This window comes from Clostridium ljungdahlii (genome assembly GCF_001636845.1).
In the GTDB taxonomy this organism is placed as follows: Bacteria; Bacillota; Clostridia; order Clostridiales; family Clostridiaceae; genus Clostridium_B; species Clostridium_B ljungdahlii_A.
In genome coordinates this window covers 158,178-184,268 of sequence record NZ_LITT01000011.1, presented here as the reverse complement: position 1 = coordinate 184,268, position 26,091 = coordinate 158,178, and the positions used below count along the sequence as shown (strand labels likewise).

27 protein-coding genes, 1 pseudogene and 1 riboswitch are annotated in these 26,091 nt (G+C 30.2%); of the genes and pseudogenes, 6 read left to right on the top strand and 22 right to left on the bottom strand.

The window, feature by feature from the left end:
- Positions 1–8: 8 nt before the first annotated feature.
- The 10 genes and pseudogenes from WY13_RS06180 to WY13_RS06140 all read right to left on the bottom strand — a co-directional run bounded on the left by WY13_RS06180 (position 9) and on the right by WY13_RS06140 (position 9,703).
- Positions 9–842 (bottom strand): radical SAM protein, encoded by an 834-nt coding sequence (locus WY13_RS06180; protein ID WP_063554827.1) that lies wholly within the window; start codon positions 840–842, stop codon positions 9–11.
- A gap of 22 nt (positions 843–864) precedes the next feature.
- Complete coding sequence (locus WY13_RS06175) at positions 865–1,986, bottom strand: ABC transporter substrate-binding protein (protein WP_063554826.1); 1,122 nt, start codon at positions 1,984–1,986, stop codon at positions 865–867.
- Positions 1,987–2,012: 26 nt separating this feature from the next.
- Positions 2,013–3,125, bottom strand: a complete 1,113-nt coding sequence (locus tag WY13_RS06170; protein ID WP_063554825.1) for an ABC transporter substrate-binding protein — start codon at positions 3,123–3,125, stop codon at positions 2,013–2,015.
- Between the two features lies 1 nt (position 3,126).
- Positions 3,127–4,131, bottom strand: a complete 1,005-nt coding sequence (locus WY13_RS06165) for an ABC transporter substrate-binding protein (protein ID WP_063554824.1) — start codon at positions 4,129–4,131, stop codon at positions 3,127–3,129.
- A gap of 390 nt (positions 4,132–4,521) precedes the next feature.
- Positions 4,522–5,303: pseudogene (locus WY13_RS06160) on the bottom strand (ABC transporter ATP-binding protein).
- 52 nt (positions 5,304–5,355) lie between these two features.
- Positions 5,356–6,396 (bottom strand): ABC transporter substrate-binding protein, encoded by a 1,041-nt coding sequence (locus WY13_RS06155; protein ID WP_063554823.1) that lies wholly within the window; start codon positions 6,394–6,396, stop codon positions 5,356–5,358.
- 23 nt (positions 6,397–6,419) lie between these two features.
- Positions 6,420–6,953, bottom strand: coding sequence for a nucleoside-triphosphatase (locus WY13_RS06150; protein ID WP_063554822.1), 534 nt, complete (start codon positions 6,951–6,953; stop codon positions 6,420–6,422).
- A gap of 43 nt (positions 6,954–6,996) precedes the next feature.
- Positions 6,997–7,164, bottom strand: a complete 168-nt coding sequence (locus WY13_RS20885) for a hypothetical protein (RefSeq protein WP_156498977.1) — start codon at positions 7,162–7,164, stop codon at positions 6,997–6,999.
- Between the two features lie 172 nt (positions 7,165–7,336).
- Positions 7,337–8,413, bottom strand: a complete 1,077-nt coding sequence (locus WY13_RS06145) for a FecCD family ABC transporter permease (protein WP_156498976.1) — start codon at positions 8,411–8,413, stop codon at positions 7,337–7,339.
- A gap of 72 nt (positions 8,414–8,485) precedes the next feature.
- Positions 8,486–9,703: a molybdopterin molybdotransferase MoeA gene (locus tag WY13_RS06140; RefSeq protein ID WP_063554821.1), complete on the bottom strand. Its 1,218-nt coding sequence runs from the start codon at positions 9,701–9,703 to the stop codon at positions 8,486–8,488.
- A 105-nt stretch (positions 9,704–9,808) separates the two neighbouring features.
- Positions 9,809–9,895, bottom strand: a riboswitch (ZMP/ZTP riboswitch).
- A gap of 310 nt (positions 9,896–10,205) precedes the next feature.
- On the opposite strand from WY13_RS06140, the gene WY13_RS06135 reads away from it, so the two are divergent.
- The gene (locus WY13_RS06135) at positions 10,206–11,291 is read left to right on the top strand and encodes an ABC transporter substrate-binding protein (protein ID WP_063554820.1); all 1,086 of its coding nucleotides are present in this window, start codon (positions 10,206–10,208) and stop codon (positions 11,289–11,291) included.
- 249 nt (positions 11,292–11,540) lie between these two features.
- Here WY13_RS06135 and WY13_RS06130 read toward each other — a convergent pair whose 3' ends face one another.
- Positions 11,541–12,005 (bottom strand): hypothetical protein, encoded by a 465-nt coding sequence (locus WY13_RS06130; protein WP_063554819.1) that lies wholly within the window; start codon positions 12,003–12,005, stop codon positions 11,541–11,543.
- Between the two features lie 354 nt (positions 12,006–12,359).
- Here WY13_RS06130 and WY13_RS06125 point away from each other — a divergent pair, with 354 nt between their 5' ends.
- Together WY13_RS06125 and WY13_RS06120 are read left to right on the top strand one after the other, a co-directional pair.
- Positions 12,360–13,325 (top strand): G1 family glutamic endopeptidase, encoded by a 966-nt coding sequence (locus tag WY13_RS06125; RefSeq protein WP_063554818.1) that lies wholly within the window; start codon positions 12,360–12,362, stop codon positions 13,323–13,325.
- Between the two features lie 586 nt (positions 13,326–13,911).
- Positions 13,912–14,886, top strand: coding sequence for an aldo/keto reductase (locus WY13_RS06120; protein ID WP_063554817.1), 975 nt, complete (start codon positions 13,912–13,914; stop codon positions 14,884–14,886).
- A gap of 74 nt (positions 14,887–14,960) precedes the next feature.
- Here WY13_RS06120 and WY13_RS06115 read toward each other — a convergent pair whose 3' ends face one another.
- Positions 14,961–15,347 carry a DUF6483 family protein gene (locus WY13_RS06115; protein ID WP_063554816.1) on the bottom strand — a complete coding sequence of 129 codons (387 nt, stop codon included), beginning with the start codon at positions 15,345–15,347 and terminating at the stop codon, positions 14,961–14,963.
- A 228-nt stretch (positions 15,348–15,575) separates the two neighbouring features.
- Positions 15,576–16,295 carry an HAD-IA family hydrolase gene (locus tag WY13_RS06110; protein WP_063554815.1) on the bottom strand — a complete coding sequence of 240 codons (720 nt, stop codon included), beginning with the start codon at positions 16,293–16,295 and terminating at the stop codon, positions 15,576–15,578.
- 267 nt (positions 16,296–16,562) lie between these two features.
- Here WY13_RS06110 and rodA point away from each other — a divergent pair, with 267 nt between their 5' ends.
- A complete protein-coding gene (rodA, locus tag WY13_RS06105; RefSeq protein WP_063554814.1) occupies positions 16,563–17,672 on the top strand; it encodes a rod shape-determining protein RodA in 1,110 nt (369 codons plus the stop codon).
- A gap of 43 nt (positions 17,673–17,715) precedes the next feature.
- Here rodA and WY13_RS06100 read toward each other — a convergent pair whose 3' ends face one another.
- The 7 genes from WY13_RS06100 to WY13_RS22275 form a co-directional block, all read right to left on the bottom strand.
- Entirely contained in the window at positions 17,716–18,036 is a 321-nt protein-coding gene (locus WY13_RS06100; RefSeq protein ID WP_063554813.1) for a YbjQ family protein, read from the bottom strand.
- A 77-nt stretch (positions 18,037–18,113) separates the two neighbouring features.
- On the bottom strand, positions 18,114–18,464 hold the full coding sequence (locus tag WY13_RS06095; RefSeq protein ID WP_063554812.1) for an SdpI family protein: 351 nt from the start codon (positions 18,462–18,464) through the stop codon (positions 18,114–18,116).
- Between the two features lie 279 nt (positions 18,465–18,743).
- Positions 18,744–19,007, bottom strand: coding sequence for a DUF1858 domain-containing protein (locus WY13_RS06090; protein ID WP_063554811.1), 264 nt, complete (start codon positions 19,005–19,007; stop codon positions 18,744–18,746).
- Positions 19,008–19,293: 286 nt separating this feature from the next.
- Complete coding sequence (gene rbr, locus WY13_RS06085; RefSeq protein ID WP_063554810.1) at positions 19,294–19,827, bottom strand: rubrerythrin; 534 nt, start codon at positions 19,825–19,827, stop codon at positions 19,294–19,296.
- A 165-nt stretch (positions 19,828–19,992) separates the two neighbouring features.
- Positions 19,993–20,370 (bottom strand): desulfoferrodoxin, encoded by a 378-nt coding sequence (locus tag WY13_RS06080; protein ID WP_063554809.1) that lies wholly within the window; start codon positions 20,368–20,370, stop codon positions 19,993–19,995.
- A 123-nt stretch (positions 20,371–20,493) separates the two neighbouring features.
- Positions 20,494–21,054, bottom strand: a complete 561-nt coding sequence (locus WY13_RS06075; RefSeq protein ID WP_063554808.1) for a hypothetical protein — start codon at positions 21,052–21,054, stop codon at positions 20,494–20,496.
- 3 nt (positions 21,055–21,057) lie between these two features.
- The gene (locus WY13_RS22275; protein WP_431602444.1) at positions 21,058–21,447 is read right to left on the bottom strand and encodes a cell wall-binding repeat-containing protein; all 390 of its coding nucleotides are present in this window, start codon (positions 21,445–21,447) and stop codon (positions 21,058–21,060) included.
- Between the two features lie 61 nt (positions 21,448–21,508).
- Here WY13_RS22275 and WY13_RS06065 point away from each other — a divergent pair, with 61 nt between their 5' ends.
- Together WY13_RS06065 and WY13_RS06060 are read left to right on the top strand one after the other, a co-directional pair.
- Positions 21,509–22,000, top strand: a complete 492-nt coding sequence (locus tag WY13_RS06065) for a hypothetical protein (RefSeq protein WP_063554806.1) — start codon at positions 21,509–21,511, stop codon at positions 21,998–22,000.
- Positions 22,001–22,283: 283 nt separating this feature from the next.
- Entirely contained in the window at positions 22,284–23,360 is a 1,077-nt protein-coding gene (locus WY13_RS06060) for an AI-2E family transporter (protein ID WP_082848405.1), read from the top strand.
- A 38-nt stretch (positions 23,361–23,398) separates the two neighbouring features.
- Here the strand turns inward: WY13_RS06060 and WY13_RS06055 are convergent, their stop codons facing one another.
- The gene (locus tag WY13_RS06055; RefSeq protein WP_063554804.1) at positions 23,399–23,695 is read right to left on the bottom strand and encodes a hypothetical protein; all 297 of its coding nucleotides are present in this window, start codon (positions 23,693–23,695) and stop codon (positions 23,399–23,401) included.
- 113 nt (positions 23,696–23,808) lie between these two features.
- Complete coding sequence (locus tag WY13_RS06050) at positions 23,809–26,022, bottom strand: ATP-dependent helicase (RefSeq protein WP_063554803.1); 2,214 nt, start codon at positions 26,020–26,022, stop codon at positions 23,809–23,811.
- Between the last annotated feature and the right edge of the window lie 69 nt (positions 26,023–26,091).

The window sequence follows — 26,091 nt, the reverse complement described above, 5'->3', positions numbered from 1 at the left end:
GAATTTGATTACACTTTAATTTTAGGTAATATATAAAATCCATTGCTTCCACCTAGAATTCCGTATTCATAATAAAATCCTTCAGTATTATCAGAAAATAAATCTGGTTTCACCATATAATTTCTAGCTACTGCCATTACTCTTGCCCATTCAAAAGGATTCGCTGGATTATCTTTCATCATATCTGTATTAACAAATGGTGTAAATGGAAGTATAGATAAAGAATCTACATCTAGTTTTTTTAGAATCTCCAATCCTCTTGCATCATCCTCTTCTGTTTCTCCAAATCCTACAAGAAATCCACTCCATATCTTTAGTCCAAGTTCTTTAGCTGTATTTAAAGTATATAAACGGTCCTTTAAAGTATCTCCTCCTGGTCTAAATTTCTTATATATTTCTTCATTTGGAGATTCTAATCCACAGAGATAACCATCCATTCCTGATTTTTTTAAATTTTGAATACTTTCTTTATCAATAGCTCCAAAAAGCCCATACACTTCCATGTTAGAATTTTCTTTAACTGATTGTACATAGCTATAGTAATACTGTGGCACTTTGTATCCCATCCAACCTGAAGGCATAAACACCCTATCCACACCTGCCTTAACAAGTTTTTTTGTACAATTTTTTACTTCTTCTAAACTCCTCTCTCCATAAAAATTAGGATTCACTGTTTTGAAACTCTGCCATTTACAATGCCTGCAAGCAGGTTTTGTAGTGCAAACGCTATTAATTAAATTGGGGGAGCAATAAACTTTTTTCTTTGTCCTAGCTATTTCCTGTGCTCTCTGAAATAAAGTACTAGGTTCTAATTCAAATAGCTCCTTTAAAACATTATTCATTATTCATTACCCTCTCTTTTTATTAAGGATTCAAATGATCTAGTATTTTTTTAGTTTCTTCATCCGTAAGGTTATATTTAAAAAATTTTGAATAAAATTGTTTAACTTCTTTCGTCATATCTAAATCTTTAAACTTATCTGGATGAAGTTGTTTTGCCATCCACATAACCATCAATATCTTCTGAACCCCTGAATCCCAGAAAAAAACTCCTGTAGGTACAATATAAACTTTATTATTTGCTACTGCAGAAATCTTTTTATACCGATCATCATTAATCATTTTCTTTATAACACTTTCTGCTGGTTCATTTCCTGAAGAACCTGCATGGTCAACAAATATATATTGAGGATTCCATTGAATTAACTGTTCAATTCCAACCTGAGCCTGATTGGCTCCTTTTACATCTTTATTTACACATTTACCGCCTGCCAAATTAATTACTTCTGGAATATCCGAACCCTTTCCTGAAGTCCACAATAACTTTTGGCTAGCAAAATATACTGTAGGTTTTTCATTATCTGAAATTTGTGAAGTAATATCTGTTACCATTTTTAATTTTTCATCAAAATATTTAGAATATTCTTCTGCAATCTTCTCCTCCTTCTTTCCAAGAACTTTTGCATAAAATGTAACCATATTTTTTGTATCTTCTAACTTTCCTGTAGATACTGAAGGTATCCCTACCATTTTAGCATCATTAATTTTTTGTATTTCATCTGGTTTTGAAAAATGAAATACAACGTCTGGCTTATATTTCATAAGTTCTTCTACATTTAATTTAGAATGAACATTGGGAATTCCATGTACTTGATTCAATCGCTTATATATCTTATTGGACCAAGGCCAACCGTTAATATGATAATCTCCATCTGCTACAATTTTATCTTCATCTCCCAATAAAACTACTTTTTCATAAGCTGGACCAAATGTTACAGCTATTTTGTTTACCTTATTAGGAACAACTACAGTAGATCCATCTAAATTTGTAACACTACGTGTCCCGTTATTATTTTGAACATTACTTGTAGATTGAGAAGTTGTTTTTGTTGAAGACTTTTGCTCTCCACATCCTACAGTAAATGTTGACAGTGTCATAACTACTGCCAAAACCCACGCGCTAGTTCTAAATCTCTTATTTTTCATACTTTCAAGCACCTACCTTCATAAATTTATTGTTGATTATTAAGTAAAACATTAATATCACTGTCAGTAAGGTTCATATGATAAAATTCTGAATAAAACTCTTTGGTAAGTTTATTTAAATCCATATCCTCGAATTTATCAGGATATAACATTTTAGCTGTCCATGGTATTCCAATTATTGTATTAATTCCTGGTGGTCTATCAACCCAATTAAAAGGTTTTGTAGGTGTTAAGTATATTCTATGTTCTTTTACAGCCTTTATATTTTGCCAGGAGCTGTCAGAGTAAACACTTTTATAAAATTGAGGATTATTTGTTATAATAACATCTGGATTCCACTGAAGTACCTTTTCTATTGAAACTTCTGAGGTGTTATTAATTCCAGTGCCTCTTGCAACATTTAGTCCTCCACAAAGATATATAAGTTGAGTGTGTTGATTGTTCTTTAAACTAGCGTAATTGGTTTTAAAAGCTGATGGCCCTGAGTCATAATCAGTTTGTAGACCTTTAGGTCCTTCAGCATAATAAACCTTTACTTTCTGCTCATCTGGTATATTTGAAACTTTACTCTCTACTTTTTTCTTTACATTGTTATAAAAAGATATCAATTTATCTGCCTTTTGCTTTGCTCCTAAAACCTTTCCCATAAACGTAATATATGGGACAAAATTCTGGGTATCCAAATCATGTACAACTACCACAGGTATGCTTCCAAGTTTTTGCTGCCTCACATTAGTTATAGAATTGTTTTCAGAGTTGTCCATAACTATATCAGGCTTCATGGATATATATGTCTCATAGTTGATATCATTTTTTCCAGACCAAGAACCTACCATAGGAAGGTTTTGGTACTTTTTGAGTATGTATTTTGCATTATCTGATGAAAATTTCATATTCCAGCCTACCAACTTTTCAGGAGCAAGCATGTACACTGCTGTTGTAGTCGCAGGAGATACTGACAATACCTTATTTATATCAGCTGGAATTTTAACGTTTCTTTCTGCCATATCTGTAATACTTACTTTTTCTGTTTCACTGACTGCAGAACTTTTTTTATTTCCACATCCAAAAAACATAGTTAGGACAAATACTATAGCCATAACAACTACTATAGCTCTTTTACTTATCCTACTTTTCATTTTAAAATCCCTCCTTAACCCTATTTTTTAATTTGTAGTACTGCATAATTTTATCTCTTACATGTTCTTTTACCTCATAAATGTCATTGCGCTTAATATATTCCCACCCTAACCACTTAAAAGACGCATTCTGGGGTAAATTATTATCTATTGCAGCATTTGCCGAAGGAAAATAATATGAAGCGCATTTTTGCCCATATTCACTCCCTATAATAAAATTTATTATTTCCTTCAGTTCATTAATTTTTGACTTTTTTACAAGCATATATATAGGTTCTGCAATTGCTCCATCTTCAGGCCAAACTACAGAAACATACTCTTTTCTTGGACACATTTTAGCAAAAAACCATGAAAGCACATATATTGCAGCCCCTTCATTATTTAAAGTTCCTGCTACTTTAGACATTTTTGAAGCATGCCACCCTTCCTTTATGTTAGATGCCAACATTTGAAGTCCTTTTTCACCATAATCTTTATATATGTACAAAGGAAGAAGCTCCCCTATACCCTTTTGTGACCCTGAAACAATTATATTATTTTTATATATAGGCTTTAAAAGATCACTCCATTTTTTCGGCATTGGAAGATTACTCAATTTGTTCTTATCTACAAGCATTACAAGTGGAAATACAGAGTAAACTGAATAATTACCATCAGGATCTTCTAGTCCTGCTCTTACAAAATCCTTATTTACATTTTTTCCTATTACTGATTTAAAATATCCCTTATGGACAAATTTCTCTATGAAATCCTTTCTAAAAAAACTTCCAAATGTAACAGAAGCCACAATGTCAGGAAAATCTTCTATACTTTTTGCCTTCCAGATGTCATCATACTTATCGCTTCCACCACATCCAACAGATATATGGCATTTGAATGTTTTTCCTGTTAACTTTTTGTATTCATTAAGCTTCATTTGAAAGTTTCTTCTGAAGATTTGCTGCATAGGACATACAATATGAGCTAAAAAATTAGTTTTTCTTATGGATACATCTTCTCCAAACATGTGTACTTCTCCCTTTCTGCATGCAAAAAATTTAATCTTCAATATTTTAGAGATTTAAACATTCTCGTAGCAATGTCTCAATCTATTTTTATTATGATTTATATAAGTATTTTTATATAACAAAAGCACCTAGACGTTATATGGTCCAGGCGCTCTTGTTTGTCTTAAATTACTATCACATTATTTCTGGTCAATTCTATTATCGCCAGTTGTGTAATAAATACTATTACATATATAACATATTTATATTATATTATATTTTTGTTAAATTTGCAACAAAACATAACATAACATATTTAAAAAATATAATATATATTATTTTAGTTAATTTATATTGATTTATATTTATTTATATATTGATAATTTTATTTAATTATTCTATCATGCATTTTAATTGATCACAGGTACACAAGCTTTCATCTCTTCTCCATTTGAATTAGGTATGCTAATAATCTTTACATCAATACCATATGCTTCTTTAAGCATATCCTCTGTAACAACTTCATCTACATTACCTACTGTAAATACATTGTTTCTTTGCATAAACGCCACTTTCGTAGAGCATATAAATGCATGATTAGGATAATGTGAAGTCATAACAACTGCCAATCCTCTTTTAGAAAGCTTTTTTATTTGATCTAATACTCTAATTTGATTTCCGAAGTCCAAATTAGAAGTTGGTTCATCCATTATGAGCATTTTAGGACATTGTGCAAGTGCTCTAGCAATTAAAACCATTTGCCTTTCCCCACCGCTTATTTCCGTATATATCTTTTCTTTTAAATAGGATATATTTAAGATATCTATAGCCTCCTCAGCAATATCTTTATCCTCTTTTGTAGGAGAAGAAAACATTGAAAGGTGAGCAGTTCTGCCCATCAATACTACGTCAAAAACCTTGTAGGGAAAAGGAGGTGTATGAGCCTGTGGTACATAACCAATATTTTTAGCCAACTGTTTTCTAGACCAGTTATGTATATTTTCTCCGTCTAAAAGTATTTCTCCACCTTTAAGCTTTAAAAAACCCAATATAGTCTTAAAAAAGTAGTTTTGCCTACACCATTTGGCCCCAATAAACACAATATTTCTCCTGAACTCACACTCATGGATATATCTTTTACAACAACTTTTGTACTATAACCACAACTAACATTTTTTATTTCTAACTTCATATCCGTCCTCTCCTCCCTTTTATTAAATTATGACATTTAGGACGTTTCTATTTTAGTCTAAAGTACCACCAAGCTTTGTATAAGTAGTTCCATAAAATTTTTGATAAAAATCATCTACTTCTTTTGTTATGTTTGTATCTTTAAATACTTCAGGATTTGTTTTTGTACTTAACCACATTATTCCTAAAATCGTCTGTGGACAAGGCATATCCCATGAACTCATTTTTGAAGGTATCAAATAAACTTTTTTATTTTTTACAGCATTTATATCTTTTAAGCCAGCATTATTAAGTACATCCTGAGGTTTTACTCCAGAATATTGTGTGAGAATTATTATATCAGGATTCCAGCTAATTAACTGCTCTGCAGATATTTCACTCCACTTAGCACTTTTGCTTAAAGAACCTGCCACATTTATTCCGCCGCCTAATTCAATGAATGAATTTTGAAACATATTCTTTCCTGGGGTTAAATACATACTTCCTCCTGCCATATAAACTTTAGGCTTATTTTTTTGATCTACACCTTTAAGTTTATTATTAATAGAATCTAACTTTTTTGTATAATAATCCATAAATTCATCTGCTTTTTTTTCTTTGCCAGTGACTATTCCTAAATCTTTGACAGTAGATTTTAATTTATCAAGGTCCTCCGCATTTACAACAAAAACTTTAATATTAGATTTCTCAAGGTTTGGTATAACTTGTTTATCCTTTTTCTGTATAAAAACAATATCTGGTTTAGCAGCTGCTACTTGTTCTACATTTAACTCATTGTTGCCTTTAGAAGCAGCTAATTTACTTGCACCTGCCTTCGGTGAAGAACCTAATGGGTTTTTTACAATTTTTCCATCTACACCCAAAATATTATTTTGTTCCCCTAAGGCACATAATATTTGTGTTGCTATAGGATATGCACTTAATATCTTTTCAGCTGGCTTGGATAGTTCTACTTTTCTTCCTAATCCATCAGTAACAGTAATTTTTTTATTACTATCTGCAGTAGTTGTGCTTGTAGAAGTTGTGCTTTTTCCACACGCTCCAAAGGTACATACTATTAGTAATAGAATTAAAATTTTAGATATTTTTTTCATTTTTTCTTCCCCCCATGATTTTTTTAACTTATATTTTTCTTCAGCCTTACATCATTTTCTCGTAAAATCTGAAGAATTTTACCTTTCACAAAATTTCTATTATTTTTATTAATTCTAATTACTTGTACGTCTTCTCTCTTTGCTATTTTCTGTACAAAATCTCCATCACATTCTTTTAATACTCCTATAACAGGTTTATCACTATTAAGTATTTTAAAAATGGTATCTTTGAATAATGGTGCATTTTCCTCCATAAAACCTAATTCATCAAGTACTATTAAATCTCTATTATATAAGCTTTTTAAAAGTATATCATTAGATATAACATTGAATATATCCATATCTATATCCATTTTTTCCTTTTTTACATCATATCTGCCAATAATATAATTATCATTCATACTATAAAGTGAAATAACTTTAAAAATTTTCATTCCTTCTGTAAACTCTTTTTCTTGAATAAATCCGCCTATAGAGCAATCTATATTTTTAATAACTTTTTCTAATAGTGTAGATTTACCTATCCCCTTCTCACCAGTAAAAAAAATTTTTTTCATAATGTAATCTATCCCCTTACTTTATTAAAATCTTAATTTTACTTTATCTATCTTTTGCAGCACATACCATAAACATCTGCGAATCAGAGTCATTTTTGCTTTTGCAATAAGTTGTTTCACTGTTTTCTGTTTTTAAAGATTGATCATCCATATATACACGCTTACTAATTTCTGTGTTAATAGTTATTTTATTAATACCATTTTGAATCAACACATCCACATCCCATCAGGAACTACTTCCCTAATTATATCTGTCCACACTTTACGCTGAAAACCTTCAAGATCTTTTAAGACGGCATTCACTAAATTCATCAGCTCTTTTTGACCAATAATTATTTATTACTTCTTTTATCTCCATATATTTAACCCTCTCATTACTAATTTCATATCCATCCTCTCCTTCCTTTAATCAAAAGATAAATAAAAAATGGTGCTCCAATTAATGATGTAAGAATTCCTAATGGAATCTCCATAGAAAAAGCACATCTAGCTATGTCATCAACTAATAAGAGGAATGTACCTCCAATCAACAAGGAAGCAGGCAATAAGGCTTTAAAATTAGGTCCCACAAACATTCTTGCTATATGGGGTATTACAAGTCCTATCCAGCCAATAATTCCACTGATTGATACAGCTCCAGCAGTAATTAGAGTTGAACAAAGTATTATAACTATTCTTAACTTTGAAGTATCTACACCTAAAGATTTTGATTCTTCATCACCAAAGGAAAGCACATTAAGTTTCCACCTCAATAAAATTAACGGTATAATTCCTATTACAAATGGTATCGATAATATTTTGATGTCTTTCATAGTGACAGAAGATAATCCTCCCATCAAATAGAAAGTTATAGCCGGGAGTTTGTCATAGGGATCAGCCACATATTTTGTTATAGAAATAAAAGAAGAGAATAAAGCTGAAACAACCATACCTGTAAGCACAAGTACTAATGTAGCATTATTACCTCTTCCTATGATTAAACTTATTAAATAGGTTATGCTGACTGCTGCAAGTCCAAATAGAAATGCTGAAATCTGTACACCAAAGCTGTTAAATGATAAAAGTATTCCAAATGCCGCACCAAATCCCGCACCAGAAGAAGCTCCAAGTATATCTGGAGATACCATTGGATTTTTAAATAAGCCCTGATATGCAGAACCAGCTATAGCTAAGCCTGCTCCAACCAGTAATGCAGACAAAATCCTAGGAATCCTGACGTTAAATAAAACTGTGCTAATAGTTGCATATTTTGAATTATCCGTCCCTGAAACATTTGATAATATAACATTAAAGAATTGTGATACTGATATAGGATATCTGCCTATAGCTAAGGAAATGAAAAAAGAAAATATCGGTAATAAGGCAATAATTATCATAATATAAGTCGTTTTTGATCTTTCCTGCTTCGATTTTGATACAGATTTTTCAGACGAATTAGCCAGTTTCATTTCTTCTAACATATACTTGTCCTCCTTTTAAACTATAATTAGTCACCTTACAAAATTGTCTTTTATTACTTATTATTTAATAATTTAATTTCTTGTTATAAGTTCGATAGGACAGCGCAGCTCAACTTCAACTCTATCTCCTGCTTCATATCCGTCAACATTTCCTGGTATACATAAATGAGCATTTGCATGAATCAATCCCTCAACAACAGGCCTGTCACGACCAGTTACTGGCGTACCTTTATACTGCCCGTCCTCATATTTTACAATAATACGTACATAAAAATCGAACGGAGGCTTTGATACAATTGGCTTTGTAAGAACTACTTGTAACCTTTGCGGCTTTATGGTTGGTTGAAAAAGATATTTATTGATAAGAGGCATAATATACCAATCTACCGTGTACTCGGCTCCGATTGGTGGCCCTACGATGCCAATTACAGGCTTTCCATAAGCCACGGTAAATGAAGTATGTTTGCCTGGTCCATGTTCTACTTCATGAGCTAGTACTTCTCCTACTTCTCCTAACATTTTTATATTATAGTCCTCAGTACCTTTTGATGATCCTCCATTGATTATTACAATATCCGCCTTCTTTAAAGCATCAAGAAGTGTATTTATAATTTTTTTAGGATTATCTGGAACGATATCATAAACTAGCGGCTGTCCTCCCCAAAGAACAACTTTTGTTCTCATCATTATACTATTAGATTCAACATTTTTGCCCAAGGGTAAGGGTGTTCCTATAGGAACCAATTCGTTACCTGTAGGTATAATAGCTACTACAGGTTTTTGCAACACGTCAATCTTATCAATTCCCCCCATAGCAAGTATTTCAAGGTGGGATGGTGTAAGTAACGTATGGGATTTTACAAGTACATCACCTTTTCTCATTTTTTGTCCTACAGGCTGAGTAAGCTCTCCTTTTACTGTTGGTGCCTTTAATATTTTTATGTTATCTGATTTGTCTATTTCAACTTCTTCTATTCTGATAACGGTATCATAATCCTTTTTAATGCCAATTCCAGTATTTGCAAACTCATATTGTACTCCTCTTTTCCAACTAGAAGTATCAGGTATTCCATTCTCAAAATCATGGTAATATACAGCTATTCCGTCTAGCCTACTAGTAAGACTATTAGGCAGTGTATTCATAGATGCAATGTCATAAGCACACACTCTTCCTAATCCATCAATTAGAGATACTGTTTCTATTCGTGATTTTAAATCACATCTTTCCATTATTCTCTTTAGAGCCTCATTTCCAGGTAGTGATATATGTTCCTCATTTTTGTTTTTCATTACTTACCATCCCCCATTACTATCATAATTTATGTAAGTATTCTATAAACAGAGTTCTTGGTATCAGAGCAGGTAGTCATCGGATAAAGCAAAAACGCCCAGACATTTTATCGCCCAGGCGCTCGGCTCTGTCTTAACTTAATATTACACTCCCTGCAGTCAATTCCTATTTCGCCAGTTACGTAATAACATTTATTACTATTTTAACATATTTATATTATATTCTATTCTCATTAAGTTTGCAACAAAACATAACAAAATATAATATAAAGTATATGTTATATTTTGTTCTAAGCATGATATGTCATATTTAGATCTGTTTAATCTTAAAACCAATTGTGTAATAAAAATTATTATATTATAATAAACATAGTACATTATTATACTATTAAATCCATATTTTCCCTAAAAGTTTAATATACTCTGTAAATTAATACATATTGTAATGGATCTTTATGGTACTTAGCTATAGCTAAATAATTTAAGAAGGATGTGTTAACTTATGAAGAAACTAAAATTTATACTCATTACTGTTTTTGCAATTATTTTTTTAATAACCGGATGCAATAATGGTGATACATCAAAAAAAACAAGTGAAAAAAGCAAACAGACGAAAACGATTACCGATACTGCTGGGCGAAAAGTGGACGTGCCTTTAAACATTAAAAAGATAGGAGACTCCTGGCAAGCTCATAATGAGGTCCTGTGTATTTTAGGCCAAGGAAATAAAATTGTTGCCACCATTCTCACAGAAAAGGGAAGGCCCTGGCTCTACAAAGTAAATCCTCAAATGAAAAATGCAGTAACAGCATTTACTTCAGACGGTGTCAATACAGAAGAACTTATAAAAGCAAAACCTGACATTGTGTTTACACCCTTAAACGATAAAAATGTAAATAAAATATCAGACTCAGGAATTCCAACTGTAGAATTAAACTTTACTGATTTTAATAGTTTAAAAAAATGCGTTAAACTTACAGGTGATATTTTAGGACCAGACTCAAAGAAAAAAGCAGATGAATATGTATCCTATTTAGATGGCAAACTCAATACTATAACCAGCATAACGTCTAAAATACCTAAGGAACAAAGACCTAAAGTTCTCCATGTAACTTCACTTTCACCGATAACTGTAGATGGAAACAATACAATAATTAATTCCTGGATAGAAGCAGCTGGTGGAGTAAATGCAGCTTCAGAAGTAAAAGGAAATAATAAACAAGTATCTATGGAACAAATATTAAAGTGGAATCCAGATATTGTAATATTAAGCAGCAATACATTAATGAAAGTAAGTAATGGTAAAAAAAATATAAACAATTTATTAAAGGATCCTTCCTGGCAAAAAGTAAATGCTGTTAAGAATTCAAAAGTATACTTCAATCCAGATGGAGCTTTTTACTGGGATAGATACAGTGCAGAAGAAGCATTGCAAATACAATGGGCAGCAAAAATCATACACCCTGATAAGTTTTCTAATATAGATATAGTTAAAGAAACTACAAATTTTTATAAAACGTTTTTAAATTATGACCTTTCGGAGGAAGAAGCAAATAGAATCATCAATGATGATCCTCCTACTAAATAAATATACTTTGAAATGCATTAGGTGATTCTTAGGCTCAGATGGAGTTTGCTTATAAGAATGTCTCTCTCCAACTGAACCTTATTAACAGTATTCTTAGTGCCTTTAGCACTTAGAATACGTTATCCTTCAGGGGAAGAACTTATCCAGGTGCGTAACAGTGCTTATCCCCCACTTTGATAGTCGCTTTCACTGTGTGCGATGGGTGGGTTAGCAATGGTAGCAATCGGATAAAATTTAGATTAGTAAATTTTATTTTAGCATTTTTTCAAGAGTTGAAATATGATTAGCCTTATTATTGATAATATGGGATAATATTGTATATGTTTTTGTACTTACATCACTTGTATTTTTTACGAATCTACCTTGTACATCAACAAGTAAAGAATACACATCTTTCTCTAAGCCAAGGAAAAATTTCAAATAATCTCTAACGTTATTAATATCAGGTTTATATACTTTTCTATTAAACTCATCTATTAAAAAAGATATTTTATCATATATTACAAAATCAATTTCTTCAAATTCCATACCACTTATTACTTTTTTTAGCTTCTCATAATATTCAATATTTTTGTCCAATTGTTTCATTAAAACAACTGACATTATTTTTATGGACTGTTTATTACACTTTTTTCCTATATCTTCATATTCAACTTTTCTTCTAACTGCAATATTTATTGACTTATTAATTATATCTATAATATTGTATCCCATACCATCACTGCCTCCAATTCAAACTCCCTACATCTTATTTCGTGAACTTTTATAAAAGTTTATACTTGTCTCTATATTATTGACAGCATTTTTAAAGTTAATCACCGATTAGCTTTTGTATTTTAAGGATATTAGGGAAAATGCCAACTTATACGATTTATTTGTCTTAATTACTTCTATATAAGGCATTTTCAAAGAAATAACCAGTCAGTATGCTAGTATATTTTTTAGTTTACAGTAAATTTATATTTTATTAATACTATTGTAATTATTTCATCACATACCCATCACATACAAATGAGAAATTAGTAGCATAAATGTATCTTTAAGATGTTATGGAAGGAGGAAAGAAAAGTGAAAACTATATTCAAAAAAATTCCACTTATATTATTAACACTATTAGTTGGATTTGGAACCGGCTCCACTATAATTGGAAATAGCCCTCAAAATACCACCAACAATAAATATGTTCTATCCAATTATTTTCCCAGACGGAATTTAGTTCATTCGCTGCCAACTCAGCAGCAGCTACCAATTCAGCAGCTGAAAAATAGTGTATCTACAATAAACCTTCCTGATAATACTGAAAAGTCTAGTAATTGGTCAGGATACATAGATACACCTACTTCTAAAAGTAGCAGCTATACTAGTATTTCTGGTAGTTGGACAATCCCTAATATTTCAACAAATAAGCCAAATGCAGTAGCTGCACAGTGGATTGGTTTAGGTGGAGCAAGTTCTTCAGATCTTCTTCAAATGGGAACCTTAGAAGAAGTAGAAAATGGACAAGCTGTGGCAGAAGTTTTTTGGGAAAAGCTGCCTGATATTGCTCAAAACATAATTAGTGTTCCAATTAATTCGACTATCAATGTTAGTATATCTAAATCACCCAATTCAACATGGAATTTAACATTTACTGTAACTACATCTGGTGGCCAAACGCAAACTAAAACTATATCTACAACGCTAGATTCTTCCTATGAACAAGGAATTGGAACATCAGCAGAATGGATCAGTGAAGATCCTTCTAACGATAGCAATCAACTATATCCTTTAGCAGATATGGGTACGATAAAATACCAGTCAGCTATGGTCAATGGTAATTTATTGAATGCTTCAAGTAACAAGGTTAATCCTGTTGCAATGGAATCAAGTAATGAAAATGTTGTAATTTATCCTTCTACAATTGGAACAGATGGTGAGTCATTTACAACAACAACAAATACCAACTCAACTTCTAGACAAAGATTGGATAATTTCCCAAGACCTATTTTGAGAGATAATAGCAGCCGCCTTCATCCAAGACAATATCGACGATAATTTTATAAAAAATAAAAGGCCAATTAATTCACTATATAGTGAAAATTGACCTTTTGTTTTCCAATATGACACCAATTGTATATTAACCACCCTTTTTAATAAAAAAAGAAGTTAATATTGGGGAATACTAACTTCAAATAATTAAATGGGTTTATCGCCGTTAAAAAATAATATGATACTCTAATATATATTTCTATAATATAAATGTATAACATATAAATCATTCCGTCTAGTACTTATCGCTGGATAAATATGAAACACATGGAAGTTACTTTTATCCGATGACTACCTGCTCTAATACTTCCACTTCTCCAATAAGTGGGAGTAAAGAGCATCTACGTCCCTGGATAACGATTTCTAAACATCAGGTGGGGTCAAAACTCCATCTGATGCCAAGGACTCTGTTTATCCGATGGCTACTATTTTAATAAGATGTTAAATAGATTTGAGTTGACATTAATTTTAGTAAAGTATACTATTAATGTTAGAAACCTAATTGTTAGATTTCTAATCATCGTATTGCTAATATCTCTATTATAAGGAAGAATAAAATACCACATTAAACATATACTAGGAGGCTTCGTATATGGAATATACAAATTTAGCAGGGACAGGTTTAAATGTATCAAGAGTTTGTCTTGGAACAATGACATTTAGTGGACAATTAAACGAGCAGGATAGTATTAAAGTTATTAAACATGCATTGGATAACGGGGTCAACTTTATAGATACTGCAGACATTTATAACGGTGGACAAAGTGAAATAATTACGGGTAAAGGTATTAAAGGTTGCAGGAAAAATGTAATTCTAGCAAGTAAGGTCGGAGGGCCATCTGGTCCAGGGCCAAACGACAAAGGACTCAGCAGAAAACATATTATTTCATCTGTGGAAAATAGCTTAAAACGATTAAATACAGACTATCTAGATATTTATTATATGCATGCACCTGACCCACTAACACCATTTGAAGAAACAATGGAAGCAATGACTTCTCTTGTTAAATCAGGGAAAGTTCGTTATATTGGAATCAGCAACTTTGCTGCATGGCAACTAATGGATGCCTTATGGATCTGCGACAAACGTAACTTGATAGCACCAAGTGTAACCGAGAGTGTTTACAACTCGATTACAAGGGGTATAGAGTCGGAACTAGTACCTTGTATTAAACAAAACAAGGTAGGCTTGGTTATATATAATCCAATAGCAGGTGGGTTACTTTCCGGCAAGCACAGCAAAGATCATCCTGTTGAAAATTCGCGTTTTTCCGATTTAGGTGGATATTATCAAAGATATTGGAATGATGACAGTTTTCAAGCAATAGGAAAGCTCTCTCAGATTGCACAAAGCCATGGCATGAAGCTGCTTGAACTTGCATTGCGCTGGTGTATTTCTTATAACTACGTGAGCAGTGTAATTATTGGAGTAAGCCGCTTGGAGCACTTGAAACAGAATTTAGCATATTTAGAAAAGGGTCCACTCTCTAATGAAATCCTTTCGCAATGTGATGAAGTCTGGAAAAAGCTGCGAGGCAGCAGGTTTTCATATCATCATAGTCTATAAGAACTCCTAAATGTAAATTATAAATCAACGTTTAGCACATTTATTTAACGTATCTATAATATATCAAAAAGAGCTTACTCAAGATGTGAATTGTTAGTCACCTGAATAAGCTCACCAGTAAATTTTTTCATATCATTTAATCCTTGAAATATTTCCTCTCTCGAAAAATTTGCTTTGGTAAGATCTTCATCACTTTTTAAAAGTAATATATTATAAAAATCTTTTCCTATTTTAATTAAATCATTTGAAGGATTCTTTTTCAGTTCTTCAAATAGCAAATTTTCTGCCTCATTATATTTACCTTGAAAAACAAGTTTTTTTAATAATATTGGTAACACATCCTGTGTAGTCATTGATTGTACATTTATATTTTCAAATTCCTTACTCTGTTTGTTGAACAATACTTTTCCAGCAAACTTCCCTATAGATTCTATTATTCTCAGTATATAATCATCATTCATATTTAAACTCCTTCATATTTTATAATTCAATTAATATCAAAAAAACTATCAGTAAAATTAATTATCGTCTTGCTTTCTCAGAAATGTACTCAATATTTATTTTTATTACTTTTGAAATTCTGAATTATTCAATGGTAATTATATCATATTTTTAAAATCAATTTATCAAAATACTTGTATTATCAAGCTTGTCTTTTACTTTATGGAATATATGTCATAGGTATAAATTCAAATTAGTGTAACTAGTTGCTGAAGATTATTTACAACATCGTATTTTTTTCCTATACTTAATACTTTATTTAAAATATACTCACGCTTATTCCTACATAACAAAACTGAATGGATACCAAGTTTATTTGCACCAATACAGTTTTTTAAATTATCATCAACAAATATTGTATTTTGAGGCAGCGCACCCAATTCATCCAATGCAGTTTGATACATAATACTATCAGGTTTAGTAACTCCTAGTATTGACGAAATAATAAATGTAGAAAAGTACTTTCGCAATTTTACTGCTTCAAATACACTATTTAGAGATGGCCATGCATCAGATACTACTCCTAATTTATATTTTTTACTCAGCATACTAATTACACCTACTACTTCATCAAAGAACACATACTTTTTGGGGTTGTACACTAAATCTTTAGCAACACTTTCCACATTATCTGTACTTAAATTTAATTCAGGAAATCCTTTAAAAAATATATTATAATATTCAACGAAATGCCTATATTCTTCTTCTTGTGTTTTAATTAACATGCACGAATTTATATAATTATATGCTTTTTTAAACGAGAGTTTCTTTCTATCCTTTGAAATGCTGTCAAATACATTTTTATCAACATATTTGAAAAAATTAGGTGTGATAAACCAATTGCCAGACCGAGGATAATTTAACACACGGCCAGAATCAAATAAAATTGCCTCAATATTTGTGCTCATAATAATTTCTCCTATTCATAATACAACTTATGCACTAATTATAACACCAATTATTTACTAAAGCATATTATGTTTTTATAACTATCTCTCCATAAACACCGATAGCCACTAAAAAGTGTGTATCGAAATGAATATCCCTATTTTATTAAATATTCAAAACTTTCCCTTCATTAAAATGTAATAATTATTACATTTTATCTTAACAATTAGATGTTAGAATAATATTGTTTTTGTTGAAAATTTATGTAATATTTTACGGGTGATAAAATGTACAAGCTTTTAATAAATAAAAAAATATATAGAAATTTAGATGTAACTACGCTGCTAGTTGCAATCGCAATATCTTGTTTTGGTATAATGAACATTTATAGTGCCACACATAATCAGTCTAATTATTATTATGCCAAACTACAGTTATTATGGGTTATATTAAGTGCAGCGGTAATATTTCTGATTTTGCTTATTGATTATAGAACTATAGTTCAATATGCCAATTTAATATACTGGAGCGGTGTGGGAGTTCTGCTATTTAATGATGTGACCAGTAAAGCAATAAAAGGTGCTTCTTCATGGATCAGAATAGGAAACAGAGCTCTAGAACCAGCTGAATTTGTAAAAATAGGACTAATATTAATTATTGCAAAAAAATTAGAAGAAATGGATTGCAATATAAATAACTTAAAAAATTTTTTAATACTGTGTCTTTACGCCTTTATACCAATTTTCTTAATAATAATACAACCTAACTTAGGTATGGCACTAATATACTTATTTATAGTTTTTTGTATCTTTTTCATTGCTGGTCTAAATTTAAAATCTATAATAATAGGAGCTGCTTCTTCAATACCTTTATGCATTGTTATTTGGTTTAGTGGAATTCTAAAAGAATATCAAAAGCAGAGAATAACCTCTTTTATCAACCCTGGAGCATACCAACAGGATGTTAGTTTCCAGCTTACACAATCCTTAATAGCAGTAGGTTCTGGCGGATTACATGGAACAGGATTTTTAAAAGGTACTCAAGTATCTGGTGGATACATTCCCGAAGTACATACAGATTTTATATTCTCTGTCATTGGCGAGGAATGGGGACTTATCGGGTCTACAATACTTTTAGCAGCATACGGCATATTAATATATAGAATCATAAGGTCAGCAAAAGAATCAAAAGATTCTCTAGGAAGATTTATATGTATAGGTATAGCAGCTTCTCTCATTTTCTCTGTATTTCAAAATATCAGTATGACTATTGGAATTATGCCTATTGCAGGAATAACTCTTCCCTTTGTAAGTTATGGAGGGAGTTCTAGTTTAGCTAATTTTATCTCACTAGCTTTAGTTTTAAATATAAGTATGCGAAAATATTTTAATATTTAAATTGTTTTTTGCCATAGAATTGAGTGTTATATTAATATAATATTTATTCCTTTTCAATTGTTACGGCAGTACCATAAGCCACCACTTCGCTCATTGTCTGGCCGACTTCACTTGAATCAAATCTCATCATTACAATTGCATTTGCACCCATATCAGTAGCATTTGCAATTAAACGGTCAACTGCTTGTTTACGTGCGTCTTCAAGCAAAGATGTATATTGATGGATTTCTCCTCCAACTAAACTTTTTAAACCAGCCATTACATCACCACCCAAACCTCTACTTCTTACAATCAATCCAAAAACTTCTCCCTTTACCTCTTTTATTTTATAACCTGCAATATTTTCAGTAGTAACAACTATCACTAACCTTACCTCCTCAATAAAAGATTTTATACTTTAGAAATATTTTTTTACTATTTTAAATATAATCGCCGCTAAAATTACATCCTTCTATTTCCATACTTGTCAAATGTTTTTCTTAAATGAATTTCTGTGCTAGGAAGGGAACATACAATTATTGTTGCAGATATTATTGTTGAAATCTTGCTTGCAATATCAATATTGCTTTTATAAATAATATCACACAGTGCTGATATTATTAAACATATAATACCAATACATATTAACATATTACTACAAAAATAATTTGCTTCATCCCATACATCTTTATTCTGCATAGCAAATGGCGTTCTATATCCATAAACATTACTTATATTCTCTGGTGGCCACATTTTAAGTCCAGCTCCAACAGCCAATACAACTAACCCAATCAAATAACTGGTAAATAGCATAGTAAAACACCCCTCTATTATTATAAATAACCCTACTTTTTTTGGTTAATTATATCATATTTTTCAAACCAATTCATAAAAGAAAATTGGTTTGCCTAAATTACCTGTTGTATTATGGAATATATAAACATACAACCATCCTTACTTTTATTTTAATCTATACACATAAATAAGGAAACCTGATAAGCAAAAATGTTAATCAGGTTTCCTTAAGTCTATGATGTTGGGTTAAAGTACTGGCTTTATTTTTATATAAAATAACTAATTTTCGAAATTACATTATTTAATATTGTATCGTGACTTCATAACATCCTCAATCTTCTTTTCTATTTTCCATTTTAGTTTCTCCCTTAATGGAATTTTGTTCAAGCTTTGAATTAAAGTCTCTACGTCGATTCCATGAACTGCTGCAGCATCTTCTATACTCTCATTTTGAGACGAAGGACATTCAATACAACCCATACCAAAATTCTTTAATATTTCTATTGCCCTAGGCCCCATATTAACAATATCCTTTATTAATGTTTTTCGATTAACTTCCATAATACGCATCTCCTTATTAAACATTGGTCTTGTCCATTTAATCCCTTTATGAGTATTATTCTTAACGTTTATTTTTCATCTTTACATCAAAAATACTTCTTAATTACAAAACGGGATATTTAAATTTGAAACTAAATTCTTGAAATACAAGTAAGAAGTTAGTTTTTCAATTCATCCTTACTTTTAATTATAGTAATTTAAAATATGATTACAATATTTTTGTTTTACAAATATAAAAACATCGTAAAATTCAGTTGAATAATACGATGTTTTTAGTACTATATTACTACCAATTTTTGCTTTCTAGTTCAAAATAAGATTTAGGGTGTGAGCATACAGGACATTTTTCAGGTGCGTTTTCACCAACGTAAACATATCCACAGTTACGACATATCCAAACCTTTTTCGCATTTTTACTAAAAACCTTGTTTTCTTCTATATTCTTTAAAAGTTCATTATATCTTTCTTCATGATGTTTCTCAATTTCTGCTACCATACTGAATAATCTAGAGATATCATCAAAGCCCTCTTGCTTAGCTTCTTCCGCAAATTTTTTATACATTTCAGTCCATTCATAATTCTCTCCACCAGCCGCAGATTTCAAATTTTCTGAAGTATTACCTATACCATTTAAAAGTTTAAACCAAATTTTTGCATGCTCCTTTTCATTATCAGCTGTAAGTTGAAATATTTCACCAATCTGTTCATATCCCTCTTTTTTAGCAGCTGAAGAAAAATATGTATACTTATTTCTTGCTTGAGATTCACCTGCAAATGCAGACCATAAATTTTTTTCCGTTTTACTTCCCTTTAATTCCATTTTATACACCCCTAATTTAAATATTTTAATTTAATTGATTAAATTTATTTTTAGGTACTCTCCAAATAAGCAAGTCCAATTATAATACTTTATTATTAATTAAAAGTTTTGCTTTATTTAACATATTATGCCAGCTCATTCTAGTTTTAGAAATACAATTACATGCTAATTTGCTTCCCATAATCCATGAATATTACAATATGCTCTTACACATACAATATTATCATTCATTTTGAAAACTGCCTCTGGCTTTTCACCTGGCTTCAAACATTTTCTATATATATTTTTAGGAGTTTGAACTTCAATCCATTCTATATAATGTTTTTCCTCCATTGGATGTTCTATACTTCCAACTTTAATTGATACTCCACTTTCTGCCTTTTCTATTATAGGAATGTGTTTTTCTTTTGATGCTTCAACAGTATTTTCCCTTTGTAATGTCATTGGTCGTCCACAGCATACCAATTGTCCTCCATTTGGGTGTATTACTTCTACAATATTTCCACATAAATCACACTTATAGATTTGATTCAATTGAGTCATTTCCATTCCCTCCAATAAAAATACTTTACTAGTATTATACCATTTATTAGCTAAAAAATATAAAAAAATTTTCAAATAATTACATAATTTAACGTGAATTCGATGAATTAAATGTGAAAATTATTAAGTATAATCAGGTTTACCACCTAAACAAGTGTTTTCAGTACCATCAGTACCATCAATTCTTACCTTAAAGGATGCACTTTCATTGCCATAATATATCCAACCATTTTCTATTTTAGTTATATAATATTGTATGCCAGTATGAAGAGATCCTTGATTATTATATTTTGTTGTATCTACTAAGACCGTATATCCGGTCAAGTCCTTTTTTATTTTGCATAAGAATGATTCCTTTGTGTCCCATTCATCTCCAACACGCATACTATATGTTTTATAGTAATATAACCAATCTCCATCTACAACAACACTAGTTACATTATCTGCGTAACCAGTAGTGTTATTATCCTTTTCAAATCGACTAATTTCAAGGCAGCCTATAATAGTATCATTTATAGAACTAGTACCACCTAATACACTAAAAGATTTACTTAAGCATAAAAAGTCAAGAGTAGGTACAATATTATCGTAATTCTCAATATCTAAAATATCACCATTATAAATAGTAAGTGCTTCCAAAGAACCATTTACCAATGCAATAGCAGAAGAATTTTTAGCAGCCAAAGCTCAACCTGCCAAAGCATCAGGAAAATTTTCACCACTTACTACTACAACTTGTCCATTAAAATCTAATTGTTCTGCAATTTTAATGGACGTTTCATATCTATTTTGTCCCCAAAGTCGTGTAGTTTTAATATTAAGTTCTTCAAGTTTATTTTTAATGGTATCAGATATTACTGATGGACCTCCAATAATAAATATTTGTTTTACCCCTAATCTTTGTAATTCATTTTCAACTCTACTATCTAAATCTGAGTCTGGATTTAGTAGAATAGGTGCATTATATTTTTTAGCAAGGGGAGCTGCACTGAGAGCATCTGGAAAGTTTTGTCCGTTAGCTAATACAGCATATTCTGAACCATTAGCCCAACCATTTTTAGATACTTCATAATCTATGCTAAAGATTTCATATATTAATACGATAATATTTAAAATAATTTTATGGAGATGAATTCTAATGGATGTAAATAGTGTTATGAATACTTATTATATGAATTCCCTATGGAACACCCTAAATTCTACCTCAACAAATTCTTCTGTTCCATTAGTAAATAACATTGACTCAACTGTACAAGAAAATTATACTGCATCCAACTATTTTGGAAATACTACCAGCAGTGAACTTCAAGATATTTACAAACAAATTGAACCAACCTATGGTACACCGCTAACTTATAGTTCATCAGGTGATTTGTCTATACCTACAAATGTTACTCCCCCTAGTAATGGTTTATCTCCTGCTGAATCAAATATTGTATCTCTTCTTCAAAGTAACAATACTACAACAGACAATATGGATGAGAATATCCTATACCAATACACTGCAATAGAAAATGGAACTTATCAGGATGCCTGTTCAAGTATCTTTTCCTCAAACCCCAGCAATGTTTATAATACTATTGATTCTTTATCACAATCTTCAAATAATAATTTAGATACTCTTGTATAAATAATCCGTTTGATGTGATTCCATAAAAAAACATATAAAACACGGTGTTCTATGATAAGATCAAAATATCATAGAACATTATATTTTTTGTTCATTTATTGAATATTTTGAAATGCTACAAATAATCCATATAAGAAAGCACAGAATTATTCCTGGTGCTTTACCTTTATTATCGCTCCACTCACACATATATTTTGTCGGCAAGCGGTAAATAAATATTATAAATTATACCTATAATATATTTACAACCAACTATTATTCCATAATTTCGAGGGGATGATTTATTATATTAAACAATAAGGTAATCAAGATTTTAATAATTACAAATTTATTTTTTTTATCCATAATCCTTTTTAGCAAAATACATTTTATTTTTAGGATAATAGTGACCTTATATAGATGCATTTTAGTTCCTATAATTATTTCAGTATTTCTATTCTATATATTAAAGCCCCTGAACAATGTATTTATCCAAAATGGCATTAGTAAGGGTATTTCCTCCTTGCTTACCCTAATTATTAGCCTAATTGCTGCTTTGTTAATTTTATATTTCTTTATTAGATATGCCATATTAGAGTTTAATGGATTAGCTAAAAATATAAATAATCTTAGTCCTAATACTAAAACCTTTACTAGTCAAAAACCTATAAATTCAATTGTCAATGAAATTTATAAGTATATCAATATTAATGAGTTAATTAAAATAGCTAATAATATAATGATCCATTATACACAAAATTTTCAAAGCAACCTATATAAGAATATAAATGACATTGTTGATGTGTTTTCTAAAATGCTATTAGTGCTCCTAATTTTGTTTTTCCTTTTAAAGGATGGCTGTAAGCTTAGGGATAAATTTATAGATTTATTCCCTGAAAAATATAGAGATTTTTTATCTGAAACACTTTATGATGTAGATAGGGCATTGAATGCCTATGTAACTGGCCAGCTAATGGTAGCACTTTCCTTGGCTATTATGATATATATAGGTTATAAAATAATACATATGCCAAATGCATTGATATGGGCTTTCTTTACTTTTATTTTAGGTTTTATACCTTTTATAGGATTTTTTATATCTATGATAATTCCATCAATTATAGCTATAAGTAAAGGCCTATATATGATAATAAAGCTTAGTATAGTATTTATTACAGTTCAAACATTAAAGGGAAGAGTAGTAGTTCCACTAATTATGTCGTCTGCATTAAAAATACATCCTCTTACAGATATATTTTTAGTAGTAACAGCTGTTTCCTATGGAGGTTCTATGGCAGCTTTTGTTGTTGTTCCACTATATGCCATAGTAAAAGTTACTGTATTAAGCTTATATAAATATAGAATAATAAAAATAAGGTAGAGTGTCTTATTTAGTACCCTACCTTATTTCATTTATTTTTAAAAAAAATTAATACCCCAAAAATTTATAAATGTAACGTAAGTGCAAAATAGCCATTCACCACCTGCTTTTCTCATAAATATTATATGTTCTTCTAATTTATGTTTTGTAAAAGTAGTTATGCTATCATCTACATTTACTATTTTGGGAAGTGAATACCTAAAGAATTGCTTTTTTGACTCTATAGTTCCATGTGCCTGACCTATAGAAATACAATGTTTTAAATATTTTTCATAAATTTCTCTAATGCTTCTATCCTGCTTTTTCACTACGTTTATCAGTTTTTTTACACCCATTTTTACTCCATCCCTTATACATAAATTTTATTATTTAGATGTATGGAGTAACTAAATTTTACATATCAAATTAACGGAAATCCATTTATAAATTAGGATACATTTACCTTTCATTACAAACATTTTCTAGCAGCATCCTTCATCAACTGTCCATTATAAAGAACAGATAAATCAAATCCTATTTCTCTATTATCTGAAAATAATACTTTTAAACAATTATTTCTCTTATCTATTATTTTTCCACTTCCAAATACTTTGTGAACCACATAATCTCCTACTTCTAAACCGCAATTTTTCATAAGTTCCCCCGAATTTAACAAGCCACATTCTCCTATAAATCTGGATACATCTACTGCCTTTTTCCTAATAGTACTTGAATAGCATAAAGTCAAATTGTCTATGGCTCTTGTAACCCCTACATAAAAAAGCCGCCTTTCCTCTTCCAGGTTATTTTGTATGCTATTTGCATGAGGAATTAATCCCTCGCTGCAGTTTATTATGAACACATTCTCAAACTCCATACCTTTCACGCCGTGAATAGTGCTCAAAGTAACTGCGTTATTTTCCTTCTCACCTTTCTCTAAAGTCAGTCCTACCTTTTCAATATTATCTAAAAATGATTCTATACTATCAAATTCCCCACAAGCTTCCTTAAACTCTCCTATAATATCTTGAAGTTCATCCATATCCCTATTTAATTTCATGCAGTAATTTTTTAAATAATCCATATAATCTAATTTATCCAATATATAATCTATTCTATCCTGCTTCCTCATTCTATTTAATTTTTTAATATTTCTTTCAAGCACAGTTATATTTTTAAGTTGAAAAATAGGTAAATCGCCTACTTGCCTTAAAATATCAAAGCAATTTTCCTTTATTCTATTATCTATAACTTTCTTTATATTTACCTTACCGATATATCTAAAAGGCTTATTTATTATTCTCATAAAACTATTATTATCGCACATATTTACAGCTAATTTGAGATATGCTATTAAATCCTTACATATAAAATGTTCGTAAAAATTATACTGACCGTCCAAAAGTTTAAACTTTATATTGTATTTTAAAAAAGCATCTATTATACTTCTTGATTCCAGGTTAGTTCTATAAAATACAGCTATGTGACTATATTGGTATTTTCCTTTGTTTATAATTTCTTTGATTGAATTTGATACAAAAAAGGCCTGTTCTTTTTCTCTTTCAAATACCTTGAAGTATATATTCCCCTCATTTTTTCTGTTATTTTCTATAAGTTTTACATTTCTATTTTTATTATTACATATAATTTTTTTGGACAATTCAACTATATTTTTAACACTTCTATAATTTATTTTCAAATAAATTTTCTTTCCATCTTTAAAATAGTTATCAAAATTCACCATGCACTCTGGCTTAGATCCCCTAAAAGAATATATGCACTGATCTTCATCCCCTACTGCAAATATAAAACCTTTACTTCCTATTAGTTGTAAAAGTTCTATTTGGAGGTTATCCGAGTCCTGGAACTCGTCAACTAAAATATACTTGAACAAATTCTGATAACTGTCTAGAATACATTTTTGATTTAGAAACATATCTTTAACTTTTAACTGTAAATCATCAAAATCCATAAGCTTATTTCTAGCTTTGTAATTTTCATATTCATTAAAACATTTTAAAAATACACTTTTGTCAATTTTACTTTTAAATAAATCTATGTTAGTTTCACTATTTTTTAAAAGAGATATGTCATTTAGAACTTCCTTTACTTTCTCTTCTCCTATAAAGTCCAGATAATACATAAGTGCATTTTTAACTATCTCATGTGCCTTATAAGGATCTATAATATTTATTTCTTTATTGTGTTTTTTCAATATATTATAAAATAAGGAATGAAATGTTCCAAAAAAAGGTGACTTTTCTTTATTTCCTATAGATATGTATCTGTTTTTCATATTGAGGGCAGCCGCTCTTGTAAAAGTTATGACAATTATGTTCTCCGGATTTATTTTATTGCCATTTAACAAATTCTGAATTTTATTTACTGCGGTCACATCTTTAAAGGAATCATCATTTAAATATTTCTTCATTATCTGTAAATCATCGGCCTTTAGGCAATTGGGAACATAGTCTGTATTATATATAGGTCCGAATCTACATAAGTAGTCCACTCTATTAATAATAGTCTGGGTCTTTCCTGCTCCAGGGCAAGCAATGACAATGCAGTTATTTTCACCATTTAAAACAGCTTTTCTTTGCATAGGATCAAGATGTTCATACTGCTTTTCAATTATTTTATCTCTCAAATACTTAAACTCTGTTTTTAACACTTCCAAATTCATAATTTAACCACCTAAATAATAGTAAACTAAAAAGAACATATTATAAATATGTCCTTTTTACTTTACTAT

Coding starts and splice junctions, on each gene's coding strand:
- WY13_RS06180 (WP_063554827.1), bottom strand. CDS start 842: ATGAATAATGTTTTAAAGGAGCTATTTGAATTAGAACCTAGTACTTTA.
- WY13_RS06175 (WP_063554826.1), bottom strand. CDS start 1,986: ATGAAAAATAAGAGATTTAGAACTAGCGCGTGGGTTTTGGCAGTAGTT.
- WY13_RS06170 (WP_063554825.1), bottom strand. CDS start 3,125: ATGAAAAGTAGGATAAGTAAAAGAGCTATAGTAGTTGTTATGGCTATA.
- WY13_RS06165 (WP_063554824.1), bottom strand. CDS start 4,131: ATGTTTGGAGAAGATGTATCCATAAGAAAAACTAATTTTTTAGCTCAT.
- WY13_RS06155 (WP_063554823.1), bottom strand. CDS start 6,396: ATGAAAAAAATATCTAAAATTTTAATTCTATTACTAATAGTATGTACC.
- WY13_RS06150 (WP_063554822.1), bottom strand. CDS start 6,953: ATGAAAAAAATTTTTTTTACTGGTGAGAAGGGGATAGGTAAATCTACA.
- WY13_RS06145 (WP_156498976.1), bottom strand. CDS start 8,413: ATGTTAGAAGAAATGAAACTGGCTAATTCGTCTGAAAAATCTGTATCA.
- WY13_RS06140 (WP_063554821.1), bottom strand. CDS start 9,703: ATGAAAAACAAAAATGAGGAACATATATCACTACCTGGAAATGAGGCT.
- WY13_RS06135 (WP_063554820.1), top strand. CDS start 10,206: ATGAAGAAACTAAAATTTATACTCATTACTGTTTTTGCAATTATTTTT.
- WY13_RS06130 (WP_063554819.1), bottom strand. CDS start 12,005: ATGGGATACAATATTATAGATATAATTAATAAGTCAATAAATATTGCA.
- WY13_RS06120 (WP_063554817.1), top strand. CDS start 13,912: ATGGAATATACAAATTTAGCAGGGACAGGTTTAAATGTATCAAGAGTT.
- WY13_RS06115 (WP_063554816.1), bottom strand. CDS start 15,347: ATGAATGATGATTATATACTGAGAATAATAGAATCTATAGGGAAGTTT.
- WY13_RS06110 (WP_063554815.1), bottom strand. CDS start 16,295: ATGAGCACAAATATTGAGGCAATTTTATTTGATTCTGGCCGTGTGTTA.
- rodA (WP_063554814.1), top strand. CDS start 16,563: ATGTACAAGCTTTTAATAAATAAAAAAATATATAGAAATTTAGATGTA.
- WY13_RS06095 (WP_063554812.1), bottom strand. CDS start 18,464: ATGCTATTTACCAGTTATTTGATTGGGTTAGTTGTATTGGCTGTTGGA.
- WY13_RS06090 (WP_063554811.1), bottom strand. CDS start 19,007: ATGGAAGTTAATCGAAAAACATTAATAAAGGATATTGTTAATATGGGG.
- rbr (WP_063554810.1), bottom strand. CDS start 19,827: ATGGAATTAAAGGGAAGTAAAACGGAAAAAAATTTATGGTCTGCATTT.
- WY13_RS06080 (WP_063554809.1), bottom strand. CDS start 20,370: ATGACTCAATTGAATCAAATCTATAAGTGTGATTTATGTGGAAATATT.
- WY13_RS06065 (WP_063554806.1), top strand. CDS start 21,509: ATGGATGTAAATAGTGTTATGAATACTTATTATATGAATTCCCTATGG.
- WY13_RS06055 (WP_063554804.1), bottom strand. CDS start 23,695: ATGGGTGTAAAAAAACTGATAAACGTAGTGAAAAAGCAGGATAGAAGC.
- WY13_RS06050 (WP_063554803.1), bottom strand. CDS start 26,022: ATGAATTTGGAAGTGTTAAAAACAGAGTTTAAGTATTTGAGAGATAAA.